Source organism: Myroides marinus, assembly GCF_900109075.1.
GTDB lineage: Bacteria > Bacteroidota > Bacteroidia > Flavobacteriales > Flavobacteriaceae > Flavobacterium > Flavobacterium marinum_A.
Map to the genome: position 1 here is coordinate 153,155 of NZ_FNYS01000002.1, position 16,861 is coordinate 170,015.

The 16,861-nt window shown below is 35.0% G+C and carries 21 protein-coding genes; 7 read left to right on the top strand and 14 right to left on the bottom strand.

Features of this window, described 5'->3' with window-relative positions; translation table 11 throughout:
• Positions 1–484: 484 nt before the first annotated feature.
• Complete coding sequence (locus tag BMX53_RS03055; protein ID WP_074744591.1) at positions 485–2,065, bottom strand: S41 family peptidase; 1,581 nt, start codon at positions 2,063–2,065, stop codon at positions 485–487.
• Positions 2,066–2,077: 12 nt separating this feature from the next.
• Positions 2,078–2,506: a deoxycytidylate deaminase gene (locus tag BMX53_RS03060; protein ID WP_038985924.1), complete on the bottom strand. Its 429-nt coding sequence runs from the start codon at positions 2,504–2,506 to the stop codon at positions 2,078–2,080.
• Positions 2,507–2,772: 266 nt separating this feature from the next.
• Between BMX53_RS03060 and BMX53_RS03065 the strand changes: the two genes are divergently transcribed.
• Positions 2,773–3,201, top strand: a complete 429-nt coding sequence (locus tag BMX53_RS03065; RefSeq protein ID WP_038985923.1) for a tellurite resistance TerB family protein — start codon at positions 2,773–2,775, stop codon at positions 3,199–3,201.
• Between the two features lie 48 nt (positions 3,202–3,249).
• On the opposite strand, the gene fbp is transcribed toward BMX53_RS03065, so the two are convergent.
• The gene (fbp, locus tag BMX53_RS03070) at positions 3,250–4,254 is read right to left on the bottom strand and encodes a class 1 fructose-bisphosphatase (protein ID WP_038985922.1); all 1,005 of its coding nucleotides are present in this window, start codon (positions 4,252–4,254) and stop codon (positions 3,250–3,252) included.
• A 96-nt stretch (positions 4,255–4,350) separates the two neighbouring features.
• On the opposite strand from fbp, the gene BMX53_RS03075 reads away from it, so the two are divergent.
• Positions 4,351–4,824: a GNAT family N-acetyltransferase gene (locus BMX53_RS03075; protein WP_038985921.1), complete on the top strand. Its 474-nt coding sequence runs from the start codon at positions 4,351–4,353 to the stop codon at positions 4,822–4,824.
• Positions 4,824–6,077 carry an aspartate kinase gene (locus tag BMX53_RS03080; RefSeq protein ID WP_038985920.1) on the top strand — a complete coding sequence of 418 codons (1,254 nt, stop codon included), beginning with the start codon at positions 4,824–4,826 and terminating at the stop codon, positions 6,075–6,077. Before BMX53_RS03075 ends, BMX53_RS03080 begins: the two co-directional genes overlap by 1 nt.
• 37 nt (positions 6,078–6,114) lie before the next feature.
• Here BMX53_RS03080 and BMX53_RS03085 read toward each other — a convergent pair whose 3' ends face one another.
• From BMX53_RS03085 to BMX53_RS03095, 3 genes are all read right to left on the bottom strand, one after another.
• Positions 6,115–6,306, bottom strand: a complete 192-nt coding sequence (locus BMX53_RS03085; RefSeq protein WP_074744593.1) for a hypothetical protein — start codon at positions 6,304–6,306, stop codon at positions 6,115–6,117.
• 124 nt (positions 6,307–6,430) lie between these two features.
• Positions 6,431–6,631: a hypothetical protein gene (locus BMX53_RS03090; RefSeq protein ID WP_038985918.1), complete on the bottom strand. Its 201-nt coding sequence runs from the start codon at positions 6,629–6,631 to the stop codon at positions 6,431–6,433.
• 103 nt (positions 6,632–6,734) lie between these two features.
• Positions 6,735–6,938, bottom strand: a complete 204-nt coding sequence (locus BMX53_RS03095; protein WP_074744595.1) for a hypothetical protein — start codon at positions 6,936–6,938, stop codon at positions 6,735–6,737.
• A gap of 102 nt (positions 6,939–7,040) precedes the next feature.
• Here BMX53_RS03095 and BMX53_RS03100 point away from each other — a divergent pair, with 102 nt between their 5' ends.
• Entirely contained in the window at positions 7,041–7,490 is a 450-nt protein-coding gene (locus tag BMX53_RS03100) for a GNAT family N-acetyltransferase (protein ID WP_074744597.1), read from the top strand.
• 299 nt (positions 7,491–7,789) lie between these two features.
• Here BMX53_RS03100 and BMX53_RS03105 read toward each other — a convergent pair whose 3' ends face one another.
• The 6 genes from BMX53_RS03105 to BMX53_RS03125 are packed head-to-tail and all read right to left on the bottom strand — an operon-like array spanning position 7,790 to position 11,890.
• Positions 7,790–8,623, bottom strand: coding sequence for a DUF3592 domain-containing protein (locus BMX53_RS03105; RefSeq protein ID WP_074744599.1), 834 nt, complete (start codon positions 8,621–8,623; stop codon positions 7,790–7,792).
• A gap of 2 nt (positions 8,624–8,625) precedes the next feature.
• Positions 8,626–9,381, bottom strand: coding sequence for a hypothetical protein (locus tag BMX53_RS03110; protein ID WP_074744601.1), 756 nt, complete (start codon positions 9,379–9,381; stop codon positions 8,626–8,628).
• A gap of 5 nt (positions 9,382–9,386) precedes the next feature.
• Positions 9,387–10,256 (bottom strand): hypothetical protein, encoded by an 870-nt coding sequence (locus BMX53_RS03115; protein WP_074744603.1) that lies wholly within the window; start codon positions 10,254–10,256, stop codon positions 9,387–9,389.
• Between the two features lie 30 nt (positions 10,257–10,286).
• The gene (locus tag BMX53_RS03120; protein WP_074744605.1) at positions 10,287–11,018 is read right to left on the bottom strand and encodes a DUF3592 domain-containing protein; all 732 of its coding nucleotides are present in this window, start codon (positions 11,016–11,018) and stop codon (positions 10,287–10,289) included.
• Between the two features lie 2 nt (positions 11,019–11,020).
• Positions 11,021–11,176: a hypothetical protein gene (locus BMX53_RS19055; RefSeq protein WP_167357235.1), complete on the bottom strand. Its 156-nt coding sequence runs from the start codon at positions 11,174–11,176 to the stop codon at positions 11,021–11,023.
• Positions 11,177–11,197: 21 nt separating this feature from the next.
• On the bottom strand, positions 11,198–11,890 hold the full coding sequence (locus BMX53_RS03125; RefSeq protein ID WP_074744606.1) for a hypothetical protein: 693 nt from the start codon (positions 11,888–11,890) through the stop codon (positions 11,198–11,200).
• A 166-nt stretch (positions 11,891–12,056) separates the two neighbouring features.
• On the opposite strand from BMX53_RS03125, the gene BMX53_RS03130 reads away from it, so the two are divergent.
• The 3 genes from BMX53_RS03130 (at position 12,057) to BMX53_RS03140 (ending at position 13,790) form a co-directional block, all read left to right on the top strand.
• Positions 12,057–12,275 (top strand): hypothetical protein, encoded by a 219-nt coding sequence (locus BMX53_RS03130; RefSeq protein WP_038985910.1) that lies wholly within the window; start codon positions 12,057–12,059, stop codon positions 12,273–12,275.
• A 520-nt stretch (positions 12,276–12,795) separates the two neighbouring features.
• Positions 12,796–13,317 carry a 2'-5' RNA ligase family protein gene (locus BMX53_RS03135; RefSeq protein ID WP_244154462.1) on the top strand — a complete coding sequence of 174 codons (522 nt, stop codon included), beginning with the start codon at positions 12,796–12,798 and terminating at the stop codon, positions 13,315–13,317.
• 125 nt (positions 13,318–13,442) lie between these two features.
• Positions 13,443–13,790: a tRNA-binding protein gene (locus tag BMX53_RS03140; RefSeq protein WP_038985908.1), complete on the top strand. Its 348-nt coding sequence runs from the start codon at positions 13,443–13,445 to the stop codon at positions 13,788–13,790.
• A 147-nt stretch (positions 13,791–13,937) separates the two neighbouring features.
• Here BMX53_RS03140 and BMX53_RS03145 read toward each other — a convergent pair whose 3' ends face one another.
• Both BMX53_RS03145 and BMX53_RS03150 read right to left on the bottom strand, forming a co-directional pair.
• Positions 13,938–15,596: a hypothetical protein gene (locus BMX53_RS03145; RefSeq protein WP_074744610.1), complete on the bottom strand. Its 1,659-nt coding sequence runs from the start codon at positions 15,594–15,596 to the stop codon at positions 13,938–13,940.
• A 40-nt stretch (positions 15,597–15,636) separates the two neighbouring features.
• Positions 15,637–16,740, bottom strand: coding sequence for a DUF2891 domain-containing protein (locus tag BMX53_RS03150; protein ID WP_074744612.1), 1,104 nt, complete (start codon positions 16,738–16,740; stop codon positions 15,637–15,639).
• Positions 16,741–16,861: the final 121 nt, after the last annotated feature.

Below are 16,861 nucleotides of genomic sequence, written 5' to 3' on the forward strand. Positions count from 1 at the left end.
GTTTAGGTTATTAAAAGTATAACAAAAACCATACCTAAACAACTATTAATCAACCTTTTTACTTTTTAAAGAATAGAAATAACCACAACTTTTTCTATCTAGTACTTCAGAACAACAATACAGACTACTAAATATCTAAAACAACAAATCTTATTGTACAACAGCATTGCTCCCATCTTATAGAATACAACCTAGTATTTCGATTGTTGGACAAACCTTAGACAATAGCTAGTGTTTATTAGACTAGAGGCGCCTTTCCTCCACCAATGGTCGACGTATTCACCTTGTAGTGTCCTAGCTAACAAATACTCAAAAAGTACTATACTTTATCTCTTTCTTATTAATTATCCGAAAGATTGTACGTAGAAGTAGAATGAACGAAATTATATTCTCTATATCAAGACTCTTAGATACAAATGAGAAATAACAAAAAACGCACTGAGAATACCACAGTGCGTTTTTTATTATTTATAAAGTATACAGCCTATTTACTAAGCTTACTATCTATTTTCTTTATCATCGGGTCATACTCTAACATCCAAGTATAATACTCCTCCTCTGAGAACAACTGACTTAAAAACTCCCCAACTAAGAAGCGTTTTACAATCTCTTTACGCTTATCTAACTTAAAGAATAATTTATTTCCTTCTAGGTGTTTCACATACGCTTTAAACACTTTATCATTAGACATTACATATTCTATAACCTCTTCTTTAGAAAACTTATTAAACATTGCGCGTTGTTTATCTAATTCCTGGAATACAAAGTAGCTAACTACACCAGACTTCATCAATAACACGATAGTATCATCTCCATGCTTATTCCCTATAGATACAAACATATCAGGTACAATACCCCCTCCACCATAGACTGTACGCCCTTTTAGTGTCTTGTATTGTAAGCTATCTGCCACCTTAATACTATCAGCTGCATAAAGCTCTCCATGCGTATAGCGGGATCTAAAGTCATTATTATACTCTTCTATTCCCATCTTATAAGACTTCTGTATCGAACGTCCTGAAGGCGTATAATAACGCGCTGTAGTCAACCGAATAGCAGAACCATCACCAAGCATCAGTTCTCGTTGTACAAGTCCCTTACCGAAGCTTCTACGTCCTACTATTGTCCCTCTATCATTATCTTGTATAGCTCCAGCTATAATCTCACTTGCTGATGCAGAGTTCTCATTAATCAACACATATAAGGGCTTCTCTGTGAATAAACCAGTCCCTTTAGACTTCATCACTGTACTTTTCCCTCCCTTATTAACAGTTTTGACTATCACTTGTCCTTTCTCTAATAAATCGTCGAGCATCTTGATTGCCTGCTCCATATATCCACCACCATTATCACGTAGATCCAATACCAGACTAGATATATCCTGTTTAATCAATTTATCTAAAGCCTCTTTAAATTCCACGTAAGTAGTACTAGAGAAGCGGTTAAGCTTAATATACCCACGTCCATCAGACATTTTAAAAGCAATGTCTACACTCTTAATCGGAATAGGTTGTCTATTCACAGTAATCTTCAGATGTTGATCAGTTGTTTTTCTATAAACATCTAAAACTACATCAGTTCCCTCTGCCCCTCTTAAGTACTTCGCTATCGTATCAGAAGTAATCTCTTTCCCTGATAACTTATGTCCATCAGCAGCTAATATACGATCACCAGGTTCTATGCCAGCCTTAAATGATGGTCCAGCTTTAATATCCTTAATTACAGCTACACTATCTTTATAGTAATAGTAATTAATACCAATTCCAACAAAACTTCCTTGCATAGATTCAGTCACAGATTGTAACTCATTCTTAGCAATATAAATAGAGTGAGGATCTAGCTGTTCTAGAATAGTAGTAACTGTTCTATCTACTATAGAATCAGTATCTACATTATCCACATATTCCTGTTCTATAAAGTCAATCAGTCTATTTAACTTTAGCTTATTGTGATTAGTATATAATCCAGTCTTTCCTCTATAAGAAGCAGATACAATAAAGCCCCCTAGTAAAATACCTAGAGCCAAAGAAATGGAAACAATAAGTGGCCAAAAGATTTTTCTCATCTGCTAACTATTTTAGTCTAGGTCTGGTAGATATACTACCTCTACACCAGCCTTCTCTAAGAAGTCTATTCCTTCAGTATCTCTATATCCCTCGAAATAAACAACTCTAGTAATACCCGCCTGATGGATAAGCTTACTACAATCTCTACATGGAGACATCGTTATATACAATGTCGCACCTTTACAGCTCTGAGTAGACCCTGCCACTTTTAGTATAGCATTCGCTTCAGCATGTAGTACATACCAATTCGTACTCCCATTCTCATCCTCACAACAATTCTCGAATCCAGTAGGAGTACCATTATATCCATCAGAGATAATCATTCTATCTTTAACGATAATAGCTCCCACCTTCTTTCTCTTGCAGTAAGATAGTTGCCCCCACTCTCGAGCAATGCGTAGATAAGCTTTATCGTATTTTGTTATTTTAGAAACTTCCATATTTTAGTTAGTATGTTATACAAAGTAAATTAAAACTTCGACCTAACAAAAATACACAAACATTCTTGTTAATTTACTACCTACACTGTACTAACTTGTTCAGTTACTTTACAGCACCTCAATATTAACCATCAGATTACGGAACCCTAAATCAAAATCAATAATTGCTAAAAGAAATATAAAATTAAGCACCTTACATTTTCAATCTCATAATTTTTTCTTACATTACATATATAAACCAAATTATTAACCAAATACAAACTAAGATGTCATACTCAGAATTATTCGATTTAGGATTTAGAGAGAGAAACAAAGGGCACTTTGCTTCCATAGTACGTGTGGCGTTAGCTAATGGACATTTTAGTCCAGAAGAAAAAGCTTTCTTAGATGAGTTAGCTATTCGTTTAGAAATCTCAGAAGAAGACTACGCTAAGATACTTGCAAAACCAGAGAGTTACCCAGTTAACCCTCCATATTTAGAAACAAATCGCATCGAAAGATTATACGATTTAGCTAGAATGGTATATGTAAACCATGTGTTAGGCCCTAAACAAAAAGAAATATTAAAGAAATTTACTGTTGCATTAGGGTTCACTAAGAACATCGACCACCTAGTAGATAAAGCATTATCACTCTTAGTACTAAATGTAGATATCGATACATTTATAACAGAGATTCACAATTTCAACAAATAAAAAAAGCGAGCTAATTATTCATTAGCTCGCTTTCTATTTATAGAAACATTATTTCTTCATAAACTCTTCAGCCTTTTCTACCATGTTTTTACTACCACAGAAGAAAGGAACACGTTGATGCAATTCTGTAGGTTCTACCTCCATAATACGGTTATAACCGTCAGAAGCTCTACCACCAGCCTGCTCGATAATAAATGCTATAGGATTACATTCGTATAACAATCTCAATTTACCTTTTGGTGCTTTTGTACTAGTTGGGTAAATATAGATACCTCCTTTAAGAATGTTACGGTGAATATCAGACACTAAACTACCGATATATCTAGAAGTATAAGGTCTATCACCTTCTTCAGCTTGACAGTATTTTAAATAATCTTTTACTCCTTGAGGGAAGTGTACATAGTTCCCCTCGTTGATAGAGTAGATATGTCCATCCTCATTGATCTTCATATTCGGGTGAGACAAGAAGAATGTACCGATAGCAGGGTTTAATGTAAATCCGTGTACCCCATTACCAGTAGTATAAACTAACATAGTAGAAGAACCATAAACAATATATCCTGCTGCTACTTGGTTATCTCCTTTTTGTAAGAAGTCTTCTTTAGTCACAGGAGTTCCCACAGGAGTCACACGTCTATAGATAGAGAAGATAGTACCTACTGACACATTCACATCAATATTAGACGAACCGTCTAGTGGATCCATTAACACCACATACTTGTTATCGTTGCTACCATCTCTTCCGTGGATAGAGATGAAATCATCTTCCTCTTCAGAAGCGATACCACAAACAATTTCTCTATTGATAAGTGTTTTAATGAATACTTCGTTTGCAAAAACGTCAAGTTTTTGCTGTTGCTCACCTTGTACATTTTGTTTACCAAAAGCACCTACGATGTCAACTAAACCTGCTTGGTTAACTTGGTGACTTACTACCTTAGCAGCAAGTCTAAGAGAATTAATTAATCTTGATAACTCACCAGAAGAATATTTAAAGTCTTCTTGTTTTTCAATAATAAACTCTCCTAAAGTTTGAGATCTTTCTGTTGTCATTTTTAAAAATGATTCTTTAGTTGTGTATTTTACAGTGCAAATATCGTTAATTTTGTCGTGTAACCGAAGATATTAACCATTAAATCAATAACTAAAATGAATATTAGACCAGCTACCCCTTTAGACATGACAGACGTACTAGCTTTAATACAAGAACTAGCTACATTTGAGAAAGAACCTGATGCAGTCGAAGTTACTGTTGAGGACCTAGTGAGAGAGGGCTTTGGAGCTAATCCTTTATTCAATGTTATTGTTGCCGAACTAGATAATCGAATCATTGGTATGGCTTTATTCTACAACAGATTTTCTACTTGGAAAGGAAAGACTATCCATCTAGAAGACCTTATCGTGACAGAATCTATGAGAGGTACAGGTGCAGGTTATAAACTGTATGCCGAAGTGATGAACATCGCTAAGAGAGAAGGTGTACGCAGAGTAGAATGGGTAGTTCTTAATTGGAACGATCCAGCTATTAACTTTTATAAAAAATCAGGAGCTACAGTATTAGAAGATTGGTATACTGTACAGATGGATCATAACGGAATAGAACAATTTAGTCAATCTAAGTAATGAGAGTATTCAAATTTGGAGGAGCCTCAGTAAGAGACGCAGAGAACGTAAAGAACGTATGTCACGTTCTAAAAACAGTAGGATATGAAGACAGTCTAATTATTGCTTCGGCTATGGGTAAGACCACTAATGCCTTAGAAGTAGTAGTGCACAACTATTTTCAAAACAGATTTGATCTAGCCGAATCTGTAGATGTTGTCAAAGAGTATCACTACAACATCGTTAGAGACCTATTCCCTAATGAAGACCACGATATCTACGCATCCCTAAAAGGTTTGTTCGAAGATATCACCTATTTCTTATTGAATAACAAATCACCTAATTACAACTTCGTCTATGACCAAATCGTAAGTTATGGAGAAATTATTTCTACTACTATCTTACACTATTACCTTATCGAATCAGGTATAGAGAACAACTGGTTAGACTCTCGTAACTTAGTGAAGACAGACACTACCTATAGAGATGCCAATGTTAACTGGGACATCACAATACAGAATATAAAAGAACAAATCTGTACTAAACAATTATTTGTAGTACAGGGGTTTATCGGATCAGACTATAACGGATTCTCTACCACCTTAGGACGTGAAGGATCAGACTACTCAGCAGCTATCTTTGCCTACGCACTAGATGCAGAGAGCGTGACAATATGGAAAGACGTACCAGGAGTACTTAATGCAGATCCACGATACTTTGAAGACACTACCCTATTACAGCATATCTCTTATGCTGAAGCTATAGAGTTAGCGTTCTACGGAGCCTCAGTTATACATCCTAAGACACTACAACCGCTTCGTCAAAAAGAAATACCATTATACGTTAAGTCATTCCTTAATCCGTTATTAGAGGGAACTAATGTATCTAAAGGAGCTCCATTGACACCACATGTACCTTGCTTCATCGTAAAGAAAAATCAACTATTGATTTCACTATCATCTAAAGATTTTTCTTTTATTATGGAACAAAACATTAGTGATATCTTTAAGCTATTCGGAGAGTATAACATTAAGGTTAACGTGATACAGAACTCTGCTATCAGCTTCTCTGTATGTGTAGAAGATAAGTTTAACCACTTTGAAGACGTAAGACTACTACTTACAGATAAATTTAAAGTAAGTTATAATGAGAATGTGTCTTTATACACTATCAGACACTTCGACGAAGACTCTGCTCAGAAAATATTAGGAGACAAAACACTCCTACTTAAACAGGTAAATAGAGAGACAATGCAAATCGTCACTAAAGAATAATATTACTAAGGCTGTCTGATAAAGGCAGCCTTTTTATTTATGCATTTGTATAAATAATTAATGCAATAAAAATAGATGTAAAGAAACTAGAAATGAATACAGCAAGGTAATACTTCCAATCTAATTTAATTCCCATAATTGCCATCACAATTCTAAATACCACCAATACACTCAAGCCTCCCACTGTTCCATAAAAAGCCAGAAGTAATAATAACAAAAGTCCTATCATTGTTCCAATATTTCTATAGATATAAGTAACGTCATAAATCTTCTATTTATTACATTCTTCACCAAACATAATAAAACAACAAAGTGGATAACTATTACTAGTTACCCACTTTGTCAATAAGTTTTTAAATACCATTTTTAGTTTTAGATACTGAATATAATACGAAAAAATCTACTATTAAAGAGATTGCTAGAGCGACATAAAAGATAGGATCCTTTAAGTAACTAGTATAGTTATCTATACTAACGCCATGACTAATAAAATAAACTTTATAAAAGCCATATAATACCATAGAGGTAATTATTAAATAGATAGTGTATTTCATTGCTGTAGCTTTTAAATATTGGTTTAATAAAAATACGCTACTAAAAAACAACCAACACAATGCAATTCAAACAATTACAATCAATCTATAAACATATTCAAAGCTATAATGCCAGATAGAACAATACCCACTCAAAAGCTAGCCCCATCACTAAACTTACTATAAAAGCAACTACATACTTCACAATACTCATTTTCTTCTGTTTTGCATCTTGAATTACCCTATAAAGCAGTGTACCAAATATCGCTATAACAACACTAGATACTATCCACACCATAAAGAATTTACTCTCAAAATCTAAATCCATATCAACTTCTTTTTATTTACATAAAGATACACAATACTCTCCAAGATTACATTGTCATATTCTAGACAAAAACAGTACTTTTAGAAGCCTAAACACAACCATATGCTAAACATAGTAAGAACCAACTCAGACAACACTGATTTTCTCAACCTCATCACACACCTAGACCAATATCTACGAGTTTTAGATGGAGAAGATCATAGCTTCTTTGCCCAGTTTAACAAAGTAGATCACATTAATCACGTCATCGTTATATACCAAGACAACTTGGCTATAGCCTGTGGAGCGATAAAAGAATACGAAGTAGGTACGATGGAAGTCAAACGTATGTTTACCTCACCTGCTGCTCGTGGTAAGGGTATTGCTTCTACAGTATTAAGAGAACTAGAGCAGTGGAGTCTAGAGCTAGGATACACGCGATGTATCTTAGAGATGGGTAAACAACAGACTCAGGCAGAAATACTCTATCGCAAGAACAATTATACTGTAATCCCAAACTATGGTCAGTACAAAGGAGTAGAGAGCAGTCTTTGTTTTGAAAAGTTGTTATAAAAGAACTTTGATAACTTTCACACTTTGTCAATATTTATTTGAAACATAACAGATTAACACAAATCAAGTAAGTACCTTTACTTCAAATAATTATAGAACACAAGTCTATGAATATTTACATTAAATCCATTATAGGTCTGCTAATCGCTTTTGCAACCCTATACCTGCTAAAGCTAATGATTGGCTTTCACACAGAACCATTAGTGTATATAATGATTTTCGCACTATTAACACTAAACTTATACACAACCGAAACTAATAAAAAGAAAAAGTCTTAGAGTGTACTCTAAGACTTTTTCCTATTTATTTCTACTTGTATTACTAAACCTACTAGCATCTACCCTCCTTACTCCCTTTCTATTCATTCCCATATTCTTGATTCCATCGCCATAGATATTCTTTAGATATGCCCAGATAGCCATAGTTAATACTAATGTAAAGAATACCAATATCACATTCACCCACATTGGCTTTTCCTCACCATTAAACAGAGCATAAATCATAGCTCCATCAAACAAAATCATAAATAAAGGCAAGATAACCGCTAGACCTATAATCACACCGATATCCTTATATCTAGTCATCGACCAGTTCATCGCATAGATTATCATCCCTATAAATAGATATACCAGTATAGCTATCATCGCTCCGAAAGCAAGAATCAGAGCCACTGTGCCTAGCCCAAAGGTAGTCACACGATCATTCACCTCATCGTAATACACTGTGTGTTTATCTCCTAAAGTAGGCCTCCCACTACTAGAGTAGTCCAGCTCATATTCTACCACCTCTCCACTATGTGTAGTGAAGTGTACTGTAGGTGTATACATCGTAGTATATCCATTATCATCCGAGTTACGACTCTCATAGCTAGTGAATGACACCACCTTAGCCTCATATTTATCCCCATTAGACACCGTCTGTACCTTAGATACTAACATCATAGATAAGGCTACCGTTCCACCTATAGCTAAAGAAGAAATAGAAGCTACGATAAGATAAATATAACCCGCTGCTACACATCCTATTTTCTCATTTTTACCACTATAGGTACGCTTCAGTATCTTATAAGTCAACCATATCGTATATGCTATACCTAATACTAACGCTATCTGATTTACTCTCACCTCACTCATACTTATCTCTTTTTACGTCTATTACTTCTACGCGTCCATTCCACATTCTTTGGACCTTTATTACTATTCACCTCATGAGTTGTCTTATCACTCATTTGCATAGACTGATTTGCAGTCTGTCTAGTACGTTCCCCTTTATCATTAGACTTACTTCGTTTATTCCCCTTATTTCCTTTGTTACTTTTACTTTCTGTACTCTCTAAGCTAAAGATGCGATCGTCTATCATAATCTTCACATACATCAGTGTACCTGCAGTCATGATAAGGATAAAAAATATCAGCAATACAGACAGCGCTATCTTATCTAGGTTGATACACAATGCATAGATTAATGCACCATTAAACATCAGCATCACTATAGGTACCACTATCCCCAGTCCTAACATACGAGCTAACTGATTATACCTCTTCATATCCCACCCCATACCATATATCATCACTCCTATAAACGTAAATACCAGTACAGCTGTCATCGTACCGTAAGTAATAAACTTAGCTACCAATATCATATCTACATAGAGCTGTCCACTGAGTACTAAACTCAAGTTGCGTATAAAAGCACTGCCAAAAGCTACTGCTCCTAGTATGGTCAGAAAGAATAACCCTCCCATAATTAAGAACACCCTTATCACATCTAGACACCCCGCCTTCTCTTTTCGACCATTCGTTGTCCGTTTTACTATCCTAGCTGTTAACCACCCAATGTATAACAGCCCTAGTATAATAGACCACTGATTATAAACTATATCTTCTATCATCTCAATTATAAATGTCTTTGATTACTCCTATCTTGAACATTCTGAAGCTCTCTTATTCTACCTTCTAAAGTACGAGATTTCACGTAACTCTTTACTAGATCACCATACTCTCTCCTGTACTTATCTATATTAATAAGCACATAGATATAGCCTATCATAAAAGCTCCAAAAACTACTGAAAGAAAAATATACCTCGTGCGTTCATCTCCCAAATTACTACCATCTACAATGAGTCTGTACAAAAAAGCTGACTCTAAAACCAACATAAGTAGAGGTATAAACAAGAACACCCCAACATTAACTACTACTTTCCAAAAACGAATAGTAGAAATCCCTACACTATATCCTATCACATTCAAAAACAAAGCTAAGGCAAAGTATAATATACCAGCTAATATCAGAATCAATGCCAGACTACCTAGACTAAATGTAGTCGTAATACCCGTGGCCTCATTATAGTAAACTTCATATAGCTTACCCATCTTAGGAACCTTATTACTACCTATCTCGAATGTATAAGTAATCGGTTTATAATTTTTTGTTGTGAACCCTAACACTGTCCTATAACTAGATCTATAGCTTTTTGTCTTTTCGTCGTAGTGCTCCGTACGTACATAGTTCACTACACTAGCTACATACTTATCACCACTATAGATAGTCTCTGCCTTATCCACAAGTTTTGATACTAAGACAATATTACCTCCTAACCCTACACAAGTCAGCACCCATACACCAAAGAAGGTACCTCCTGTTAAAAAGCATCCTAATCCATCCCCTTCTTTTGACCTTGCATTCATCCGTATGATAAATAAAGTCCCTACTACAGCAGCTACTATAGTACATCCTATCCACACATTCTTATATTCTTCTATCATATTTACTCTACTATTGTGTCAAGGCATCAATCACCTCAACTTAAACTCCTCTATCCACTCCTTAATATTTGTTCTAAATGCCCTTACTGTCAAATACGTAGAGATAACCAGATATACTATAATCATCGCCCAAGAATAGTGATATCCACTAAATATCAATAGACATATACACAACTGTATAAGAATAAATGCAGAGACTTTAACCATCGCTAAACACATCTCCATATCTACCCATCTATACCGTATCTTAATAGGCATGATACTATACAGCAATAAACCTAACGTAAAATATAGAGCGATTACTAACACTGCTAGCACCACAGCACCACCGATTATAGTCTGTCCATCTAGCACATAAGTACGCTTACTTTCTTTATTATAATATACCGTATATGTACTCCCTATCACAGGCTTTACTAGACTCGTAGTTCTCGGACTATACTCGATACTGTCCCCAGCTACAGTTCTAAACTCATAGAAAGGAAAATAAGTAGTAGTTCCCCACTTGCCTGTTCCATTCTGATTTACATAATAATCTGTTAGTACAGCAGTGTATTTATCTGTCTGAGTTAATAGCCACTTAGTATATTGCACTTCTTTGATTGTATATTGACCAAGCCCAAGAGCCATCGCAGTCATAAATAGAATAAACAGACGTGTCCCGCTAGCTCCATCTCTAACATATATCCCTTCGCGTTTATGTATAGCTGGCACTCTATACACCAGCCATCCTATAATAACAATACCTATCAGTACTAACATTACTACTCTACTCTATTATTAAATCCATGTGTACTACTCTCAGCTCTAGCTCTATCGATTACATTCACTTCAGACCTTTCTTCATTCTGTGTCGACTGAGTTACTTCATTAAGCTGCTCTTCACTATTTAGGGGTTTCTGATGTCTATCATAACTCATTTCTTGTAAGAACTGCTCGTATTATTTCTTTTTCTGTAATGCTGCATGTTTAAGATCAATATCTCGAAGACCTACACGGGCATAGCGTCTCGTCCATTTATGTTTCTGTACAGGGTCTGCATCCTTATTTTGATCTAAAAAACCTGTTTTAAAATAGATATAACATCCTAATGCGCTTATTCCTAAAACAATTAAAATATCGAGAGCTTCAGACAATGTCTTCGCTTTAAAAAAACCATAGATACAACCAAACAGAAAAAATAAAAGTACACCAGGTATACCTACTTTTGTAAATAGCCAGTTTCCCGCTTTAACAAAAGGTCCAGTAATTAAATCATAAAAAAGAACTTTCTCTCTCCCCAAAGCATAACTACATAACGCACTGATAAAGATGAACTCTACGGCCAATACAGCCGCGTAAAACAAGACGTAAATCAAACTCAATAGTAAATAATCATCTCCATAAAACAAAGAGATAACATGTTTCTTAAAAACTAAAAAACTAAACAGTGCAATATTATAGATTACATGTAATACGATCATCCCAACAACTACGGGTAACCAAACTGCACGCCTATTTTCCTTTTTAAAGAGACTTCGTTGTAAGAAACGATATGACATCTTGTTTGCTAACCAGAACCACAATACTAACAACAATATATCTACTCCTATCGAATCTATTCCTCCCTCTACTAATATGTTGATAATATTCATACTCTCTGTTATACTTTACTAAGCTTCTAAATATGTTAAAGACAATTTTAACAAATATAATCAACCTTACGTTAAAAAAGTACTGATTTAAAAGATTTTAGCCCTTTCGTTCGTCTAACTATTATATTATCCGTAACTTAATATATAATTTAAAAACCACCCAATTATGAAATATGTAAAAGAATTTTCTGCACTAGATTTCGATAGTAATATTCTAGTAGTAGACTTTAAAGACCATCAAATCGAAAACCCTATGGTACAGGTTTCGGAGATTATAGACGAGTTCGTATATCAGGTCAAACCATGTAAGATATTTATCTCTAAAGCTCACAATATCGATATCGCTACAGATGTCCCTTTTAGAGGTAGAATAGTGATCCGATAAGGAAACAACATCAATATAAAATCACAGAAGAGGTCATCAACAGTAATGTTGATGGCCTCTTCTCTTATTGATTCATTCTAACATCTGCACGATAGAGAAGATTACATCTTTATAAGGAGATTCTTTGGGTACGAGTTTGCTACGGTTTTGAAAACAGCCTCTTATCCCAAGTAAACACTAGTAATTACCGAACACTATCCAACCAAAAACAAAACAAAATAACAGTAAATACTAAATATCAGCAAGTTACACACAAATCCAATGTGTAGAAATGGTCAAAAAGAGCATGCGGGGGCATTATCTCCAAATGAGGTCATTATAGGTCATATCAACAGCTTAGATTACTTCTAGTCTTATTTTTTTTGAGTACTTTTATCCCGTTGTTATTAGTTGTTACAGATCTATGATTCGTAATTCGCAATATAGAAGAGGTGTCTCCAACTTATAACTGACAAATACATTTACCCATTATCCCTAGATTATGATAGCTAGATACTCCTTGTGTTTTCAACCTGATGAAATGACTATAGAAATAGTTAGACAAATGAAGCTAAGATTAGCTGATGAAATTGGTTGGTATAACAGTAAGAACTCTCTAGCTCATATGACTATCTCTAAGTTTCAGACAGATACAGTAGGCGTAAATAAGATTGCCGAATTAGTGAGACTACAGTGTAGTACATTCACTCCTACTCCTGTAGTATTTAATGATTATGGGCAGTATCCTAATGGTGCTTTCTTCTTAGCTGTAGAGGCTGAGGCGCAAATCCCTCTACGCGAATATGCCAAAAAGGTGATGAGTAAGGTATCTCTACCTGATGTATATAAAAGTAACGAGCCTCATATGTCTATCGCTCGTAAATTAGATCCTGAGAGGCTTCAGCGTGCACTAACTTTTTTTGATAAACCTACTATCTCATTTATGTGTAATCAGGTAGCTCTTCGCCGCTTTAACCCGGACAGAAGACAGTATGATATCATAGATATATTCCCATTTTTAGGACTACCGTCTACAGAACCAGAACAGTTATCGCTGTTTTAATTCTAGTTCTAGTTGTTGGGGATTTATGATTCGTTACTGTAACTCTGAATTCGTGTTAAAAACTATCTAGTAAATCGTTTTTATTTTATTTTCCCTATTTTTGGATTTAATCACAAATCTAAAACATGGAAAATAACAACAATACATTGACTTGGGATGAGTTTTCTAAGGTAGAGATGAGAGTCGGTACAATTATAGAGGCGGAAGTATTCGCTGAAGTGAGAAACCCTGCTTATAAATTAATAGTGGATTTCGGAGAAGAAATAGGTAAACGCAAATCTTCTGCTCAAATCACTAAACTATATACTCCAGAAGAACTTATCGGTAAACAAGTGGTGGCTGTAGTAAACTTCCCTCCTAAACAAATAGCTACTCTTATGAGTGAATGCTTAGTCATGGGTGCTGTAGAAGGAAAAGAAGTAACTCTTATGACTATGGATAAACCAACTAAAAATGGTTTAAGAATAGGATAAGTTGATTGACAGTTTTCGGTGTACAGTTGGTAGATCGGATGTCTCTGATATAGGATGACCATTATTGCTTAACAATATATGATCATAAAAAAAGACTATTCAAGTGTTGAATAGTCTTTTTTTATAACTCTGAACAGAGTACAATACTTACATTCCTAATTTCTTTAAGAATGCTGATTCTGCTTGATTAAAAGCATACATTGCTGCATGTGTAGAGGTAAAAGTATCTGTTAGTTTAGATCTAAATGCACTGTATAGTGATTTACCATCAGGTTTAAAGAAATCTACTACTGCTATATATTCTCCTGTATCGATATTGTGCAAAATACGACATTGATAGTTACTTGTCTTGTCCTTTCTGCCTAACTCCCTATACTTTTGTCCTTCATACATATATACATTAAAGAAGTACTCACTGACATAACCACCATCTATACGCTGAGTAGTCAATCCATTACTGTCTATCAGTTCTATAAATAGCTTATTAAAACGTTCTGCTACGGTATCACTAAACTCACTGTATACACTGAATACACTATCTTTTATCAAAGTCTTGCCTAAGCGCATAGCATCGATGATATCGTCATCATTAGGGAAGTTCTCTCCCCAAGCAAACTCTTCTGCTATCTCATCTATAAACACATCACGTGTACGATGTGTACTAGGATAGACATTAAGCATAAAGAATGGTAGTCCGTCTTCACCTGTTACCTGGTCTAATCCATATACTGAGTTATCAGAGATGATACACGTGATACATATCTTATTAATATAGCAAGGCATGTCTACTGATACGAGACATCTGACATCTAAGGTCCCTTTTACGTGTAGTTCGCCATGATTATACTTAGCATAAACTACTTCTCCATATACACTACCTCCAATGTAATGCACATTGCCACAGAAATAAGCATTCTTTATCACTAGGTCACCCATGACTACTAATACAGGTGAGAAGTCTAACTCTTGACAGAATAATGAATCAGTGACTTTCAGATCTCCCATAAAGATATATCCCTGAATGTCTATCTCATAGTCTTCTATAAAGTTTAGTATCTCTAACTCATCTACTTCTGCATCACTCTCCACTACAAGAAAGAAAGAATTCTCGTCACTCAGATCATACATTAGATTATCTAATGTATATAGTTCTTCCTCTTTATTATTGACTCCTTTGAGCCCTTTAAGTATCTCTAATCCTTTGCGAATACTGACTACTTTATATATAATACCATTGTAAAAAATGGTTTCTATATCAGGTTCTTGATTGATTACATCTAAGCTAAACATCTGAGCATGTTCTACCATATTAGCTATCTTATCATCAAACTCAAAAAAGTGGTTCGCTGAATACAATAAATCACATATAGAAGTAAACCAGCTATTAGCTCTCTCTATATGTTCTTCATCTTTAGGTGTTAATAAGGATAGCTGATCTGAGTATGCATTGTGCTCTTGATAAAATATCAAAACACTGCTAACTTCTAATCCTAGACGACGGATAAAATAGTGATACATCTCTGCATCTTTCTCTCCTTCTGCATTGATATAATCCTTAGATATGACTAAGCGGGTATTAAACTCATCTTCTTGAAAATAAACTGCAAACTTATCAGTATCTTCTGTTTCATTCTCGCTAATATCATAGGCTTCTACAAAGTCTGAGATTGTCTCATCATCTCTAAGTATAAGCCATCTGTTATAATATAAACTCTGAACAATAGACAAGCTGAATATCTTTCTTACTGCATCTATAGATAAGTCTCTGTCTTTATCTTCGATGCTAAACAATTCTCTTAATTTCATACTATTTCTATTGTGTTACTCCTTCTCGTTAATCTATAGACTACTGGTGTAATAATGTGTACAAGGCAAAAGTACCTAACCAATGGCTTCCCATATAGTCATCTCCAGTGATATTGCCAAACGAATTCTCAAAGTGCTTTACTGATAACTGATTAAGATTAGGTGCTAACTCTGGTAGTGCTTTCCCTATTTCTTTTAGACAGGTAGCTCTACTGAAGTTCAGTCCGTCTAGATGTACTAAATGTCCATCTGTTCGATCTGATACTTTTGCAACTTCTAAAGTAAAGTTCTTATCAAACAATTGAGGTAAGAATGCCTTAGCCCAAGTATGGTATTCGCCTTGCTTTAATACTTTACTCATCAGACGTGCTTCTTCTAAACACGGTGATAAAAAGTCATGTCCGCTTGGCTCAAATGCAATATTACATCCTTTATCAGCTCCATATAGTCGCTTAGCGTTAGTCTCTATAAGTTCCTCGAATGCGGTATCTCCCATCTGGCGAGCATAGTCTAATGATAAAGACAATCCAAAGGCTGTGTTGTCATGTGTACCCGTGCGTATTGGGTATAATAATTTAGGTAAGTACTCTGCATAGCGTTCTTTCATGATTTTAGCTAAAGGTTCGATAGTCTTTGCCCAACGTTGAGCATCGGCATCTTCCCATTTAGACAGTGTACCGTGTAGCTGGAATAACCATGCCCATCCATAAGTACGTTCAAATGTCTTATTATTCGGATCGTGAAAAAAGGCTAATTCTACTGCTACGTTTTCATCTGTAATCAGATTGTTTAACCTAGCTCTAATCTGCCCATCCGCATCTAATTCTGGAAACTTCTGTAATAAAGTCACAATAGACCAAAAGCCATGTACAGAAGAGTGCCAATCAAAACAACCGTAAAAAATAGGGCGCAATTGTTTAGGTGTTTTTAGATCTTCATCTTTGCCTAATACTTGTCCTAACTTATTAGGGTACTCTATTTCTATACAGTGTAGAGGTAATTCTATAATCTTCTTAGCCTCAGCTACTGTAAGGGCTAATGTTGGTTGATCTTCTGTGGTAACAGGTTCATTCGACGACTTCTGTTTCTCTGTACAAGAGAACAACAATACACTCGCGAATAATAAACTTCCTATTTTTCTCATATTACAAGGTGTCTTTATTCCTCTAAAATAGTAAAATCCTAGTATTTATGGACATTCTTTAAAAAAAGAAAACGAGAAAGTCTTTGTTCCTTGGTATGAAGAGTTATTTTTGTAGAAACTT

Bases quoted from the DNA above. Each gene is read 5' to 3' on its own strand.
- BMX53_RS03055 (WP_074744591.1), bottom strand. From the start codon at position 2,065: ATGAGAAAAATCTTTTGGCCACTTATTGTTTCCATTTCTTTGGCTCTA.
- BMX53_RS03060 (WP_038985924.1), bottom strand. From the start codon at position 2,506: ATGGAAGTTTCTAAAATAACAAAATACGATAAAGCTTATCTACGCATT.
- BMX53_RS03065 (WP_038985923.1), top strand. From the start codon at position 2,773: ATGTCATACTCAGAATTATTCGATTTAGGATTTAGAGAGAGAAACAAA.
- fbp (WP_038985922.1), bottom strand. From the start codon at position 4,254: ATGACAACAGAAAGATCTCAAACTTTAGGAGAGTTTATTATTGAAAAA.
- BMX53_RS03075 (WP_038985921.1), top strand. From the start codon at position 4,351: ATGAATATTAGACCAGCTACCCCTTTAGACATGACAGACGTACTAGCT.
- BMX53_RS03080 (WP_038985920.1), top strand. From the start codon at position 4,824: ATGAGAGTATTCAAATTTGGAGGAGCCTCAGTAAGAGACGCAGAGAAC.
- BMX53_RS03085 (WP_074744593.1), bottom strand. From the start codon at position 6,306: ATGATAGGACTTTTGTTATTATTACTTCTGGCTTTTTATGGAACAGTG.
- BMX53_RS03090 (WP_038985918.1), bottom strand. From the start codon at position 6,631: ATGAAATACACTATCTATTTAATAATTACCTCTATGGTATTATATGGC.
- BMX53_RS03095 (WP_074744595.1), bottom strand. From the start codon at position 6,938: ATGGATTTAGATTTTGAGAGTAAATTCTTTATGGTGTGGATAGTATCT.
- BMX53_RS03100 (WP_074744597.1), top strand. From the start codon at position 7,041: ATGCTAAACATAGTAAGAACCAACTCAGACAACACTGATTTTCTCAAC.
- BMX53_RS03105 (WP_074744599.1), bottom strand. From the start codon at position 8,623: ATGAGTGAGGTGAGAGTAAATCAGATAGCGTTAGTATTAGGTATAGCA.
- BMX53_RS03110 (WP_074744601.1), bottom strand. From the start codon at position 9,381: ATGATAGAAGATATAGTTTATAATCAGTGGTCTATTATACTAGGGCTG.
- BMX53_RS03115 (WP_074744603.1), bottom strand. From the start codon at position 10,256: ATGATAGAAGAATATAAGAATGTGTGGATAGGATGTACTATAGTAGCT.
- BMX53_RS03120 (WP_074744605.1), bottom strand. From the start codon at position 11,018: ATGTTAGTACTGATAGGTATTGTTATTATAGGATGGCTGGTGTATAGA.
- BMX53_RS19055 (WP_167357235.1), bottom strand. From the start codon at position 11,176: ATGAGTTATGATAGACATCAGAAACCCCTAAATAGTGAAGAGCAGCTT.
- BMX53_RS03125 (WP_074744606.1), bottom strand. From the start codon at position 11,890: ATGAATATTATCAACATATTAGTAGAGGGAGGAATAGATTCGATAGGA.
- BMX53_RS03130 (WP_038985910.1), top strand. From the start codon at position 12,057: ATGAAATATGTAAAAGAATTTTCTGCACTAGATTTCGATAGTAATATT.
- BMX53_RS03135 (WP_244154462.1), top strand. From the start codon at position 12,796: ATGACTATAGAAATAGTTAGACAAATGAAGCTAAGATTAGCTGATGAA.
- BMX53_RS03140 (WP_038985908.1), top strand. From the start codon at position 13,443: ATGGAAAATAACAACAATACATTGACTTGGGATGAGTTTTCTAAGGTA.
- BMX53_RS03145 (WP_074744610.1), bottom strand. From the start codon at position 15,596: ATGAAATTAAGAGAATTGTTTAGCATCGAAGATAAAGACAGAGACTTA.
- BMX53_RS03150 (WP_074744612.1), bottom strand. From the start codon at position 16,740: ATGAGAAAAATAGGAAGTTTATTATTCGCGAGTGTATTGTTGTTCTCT.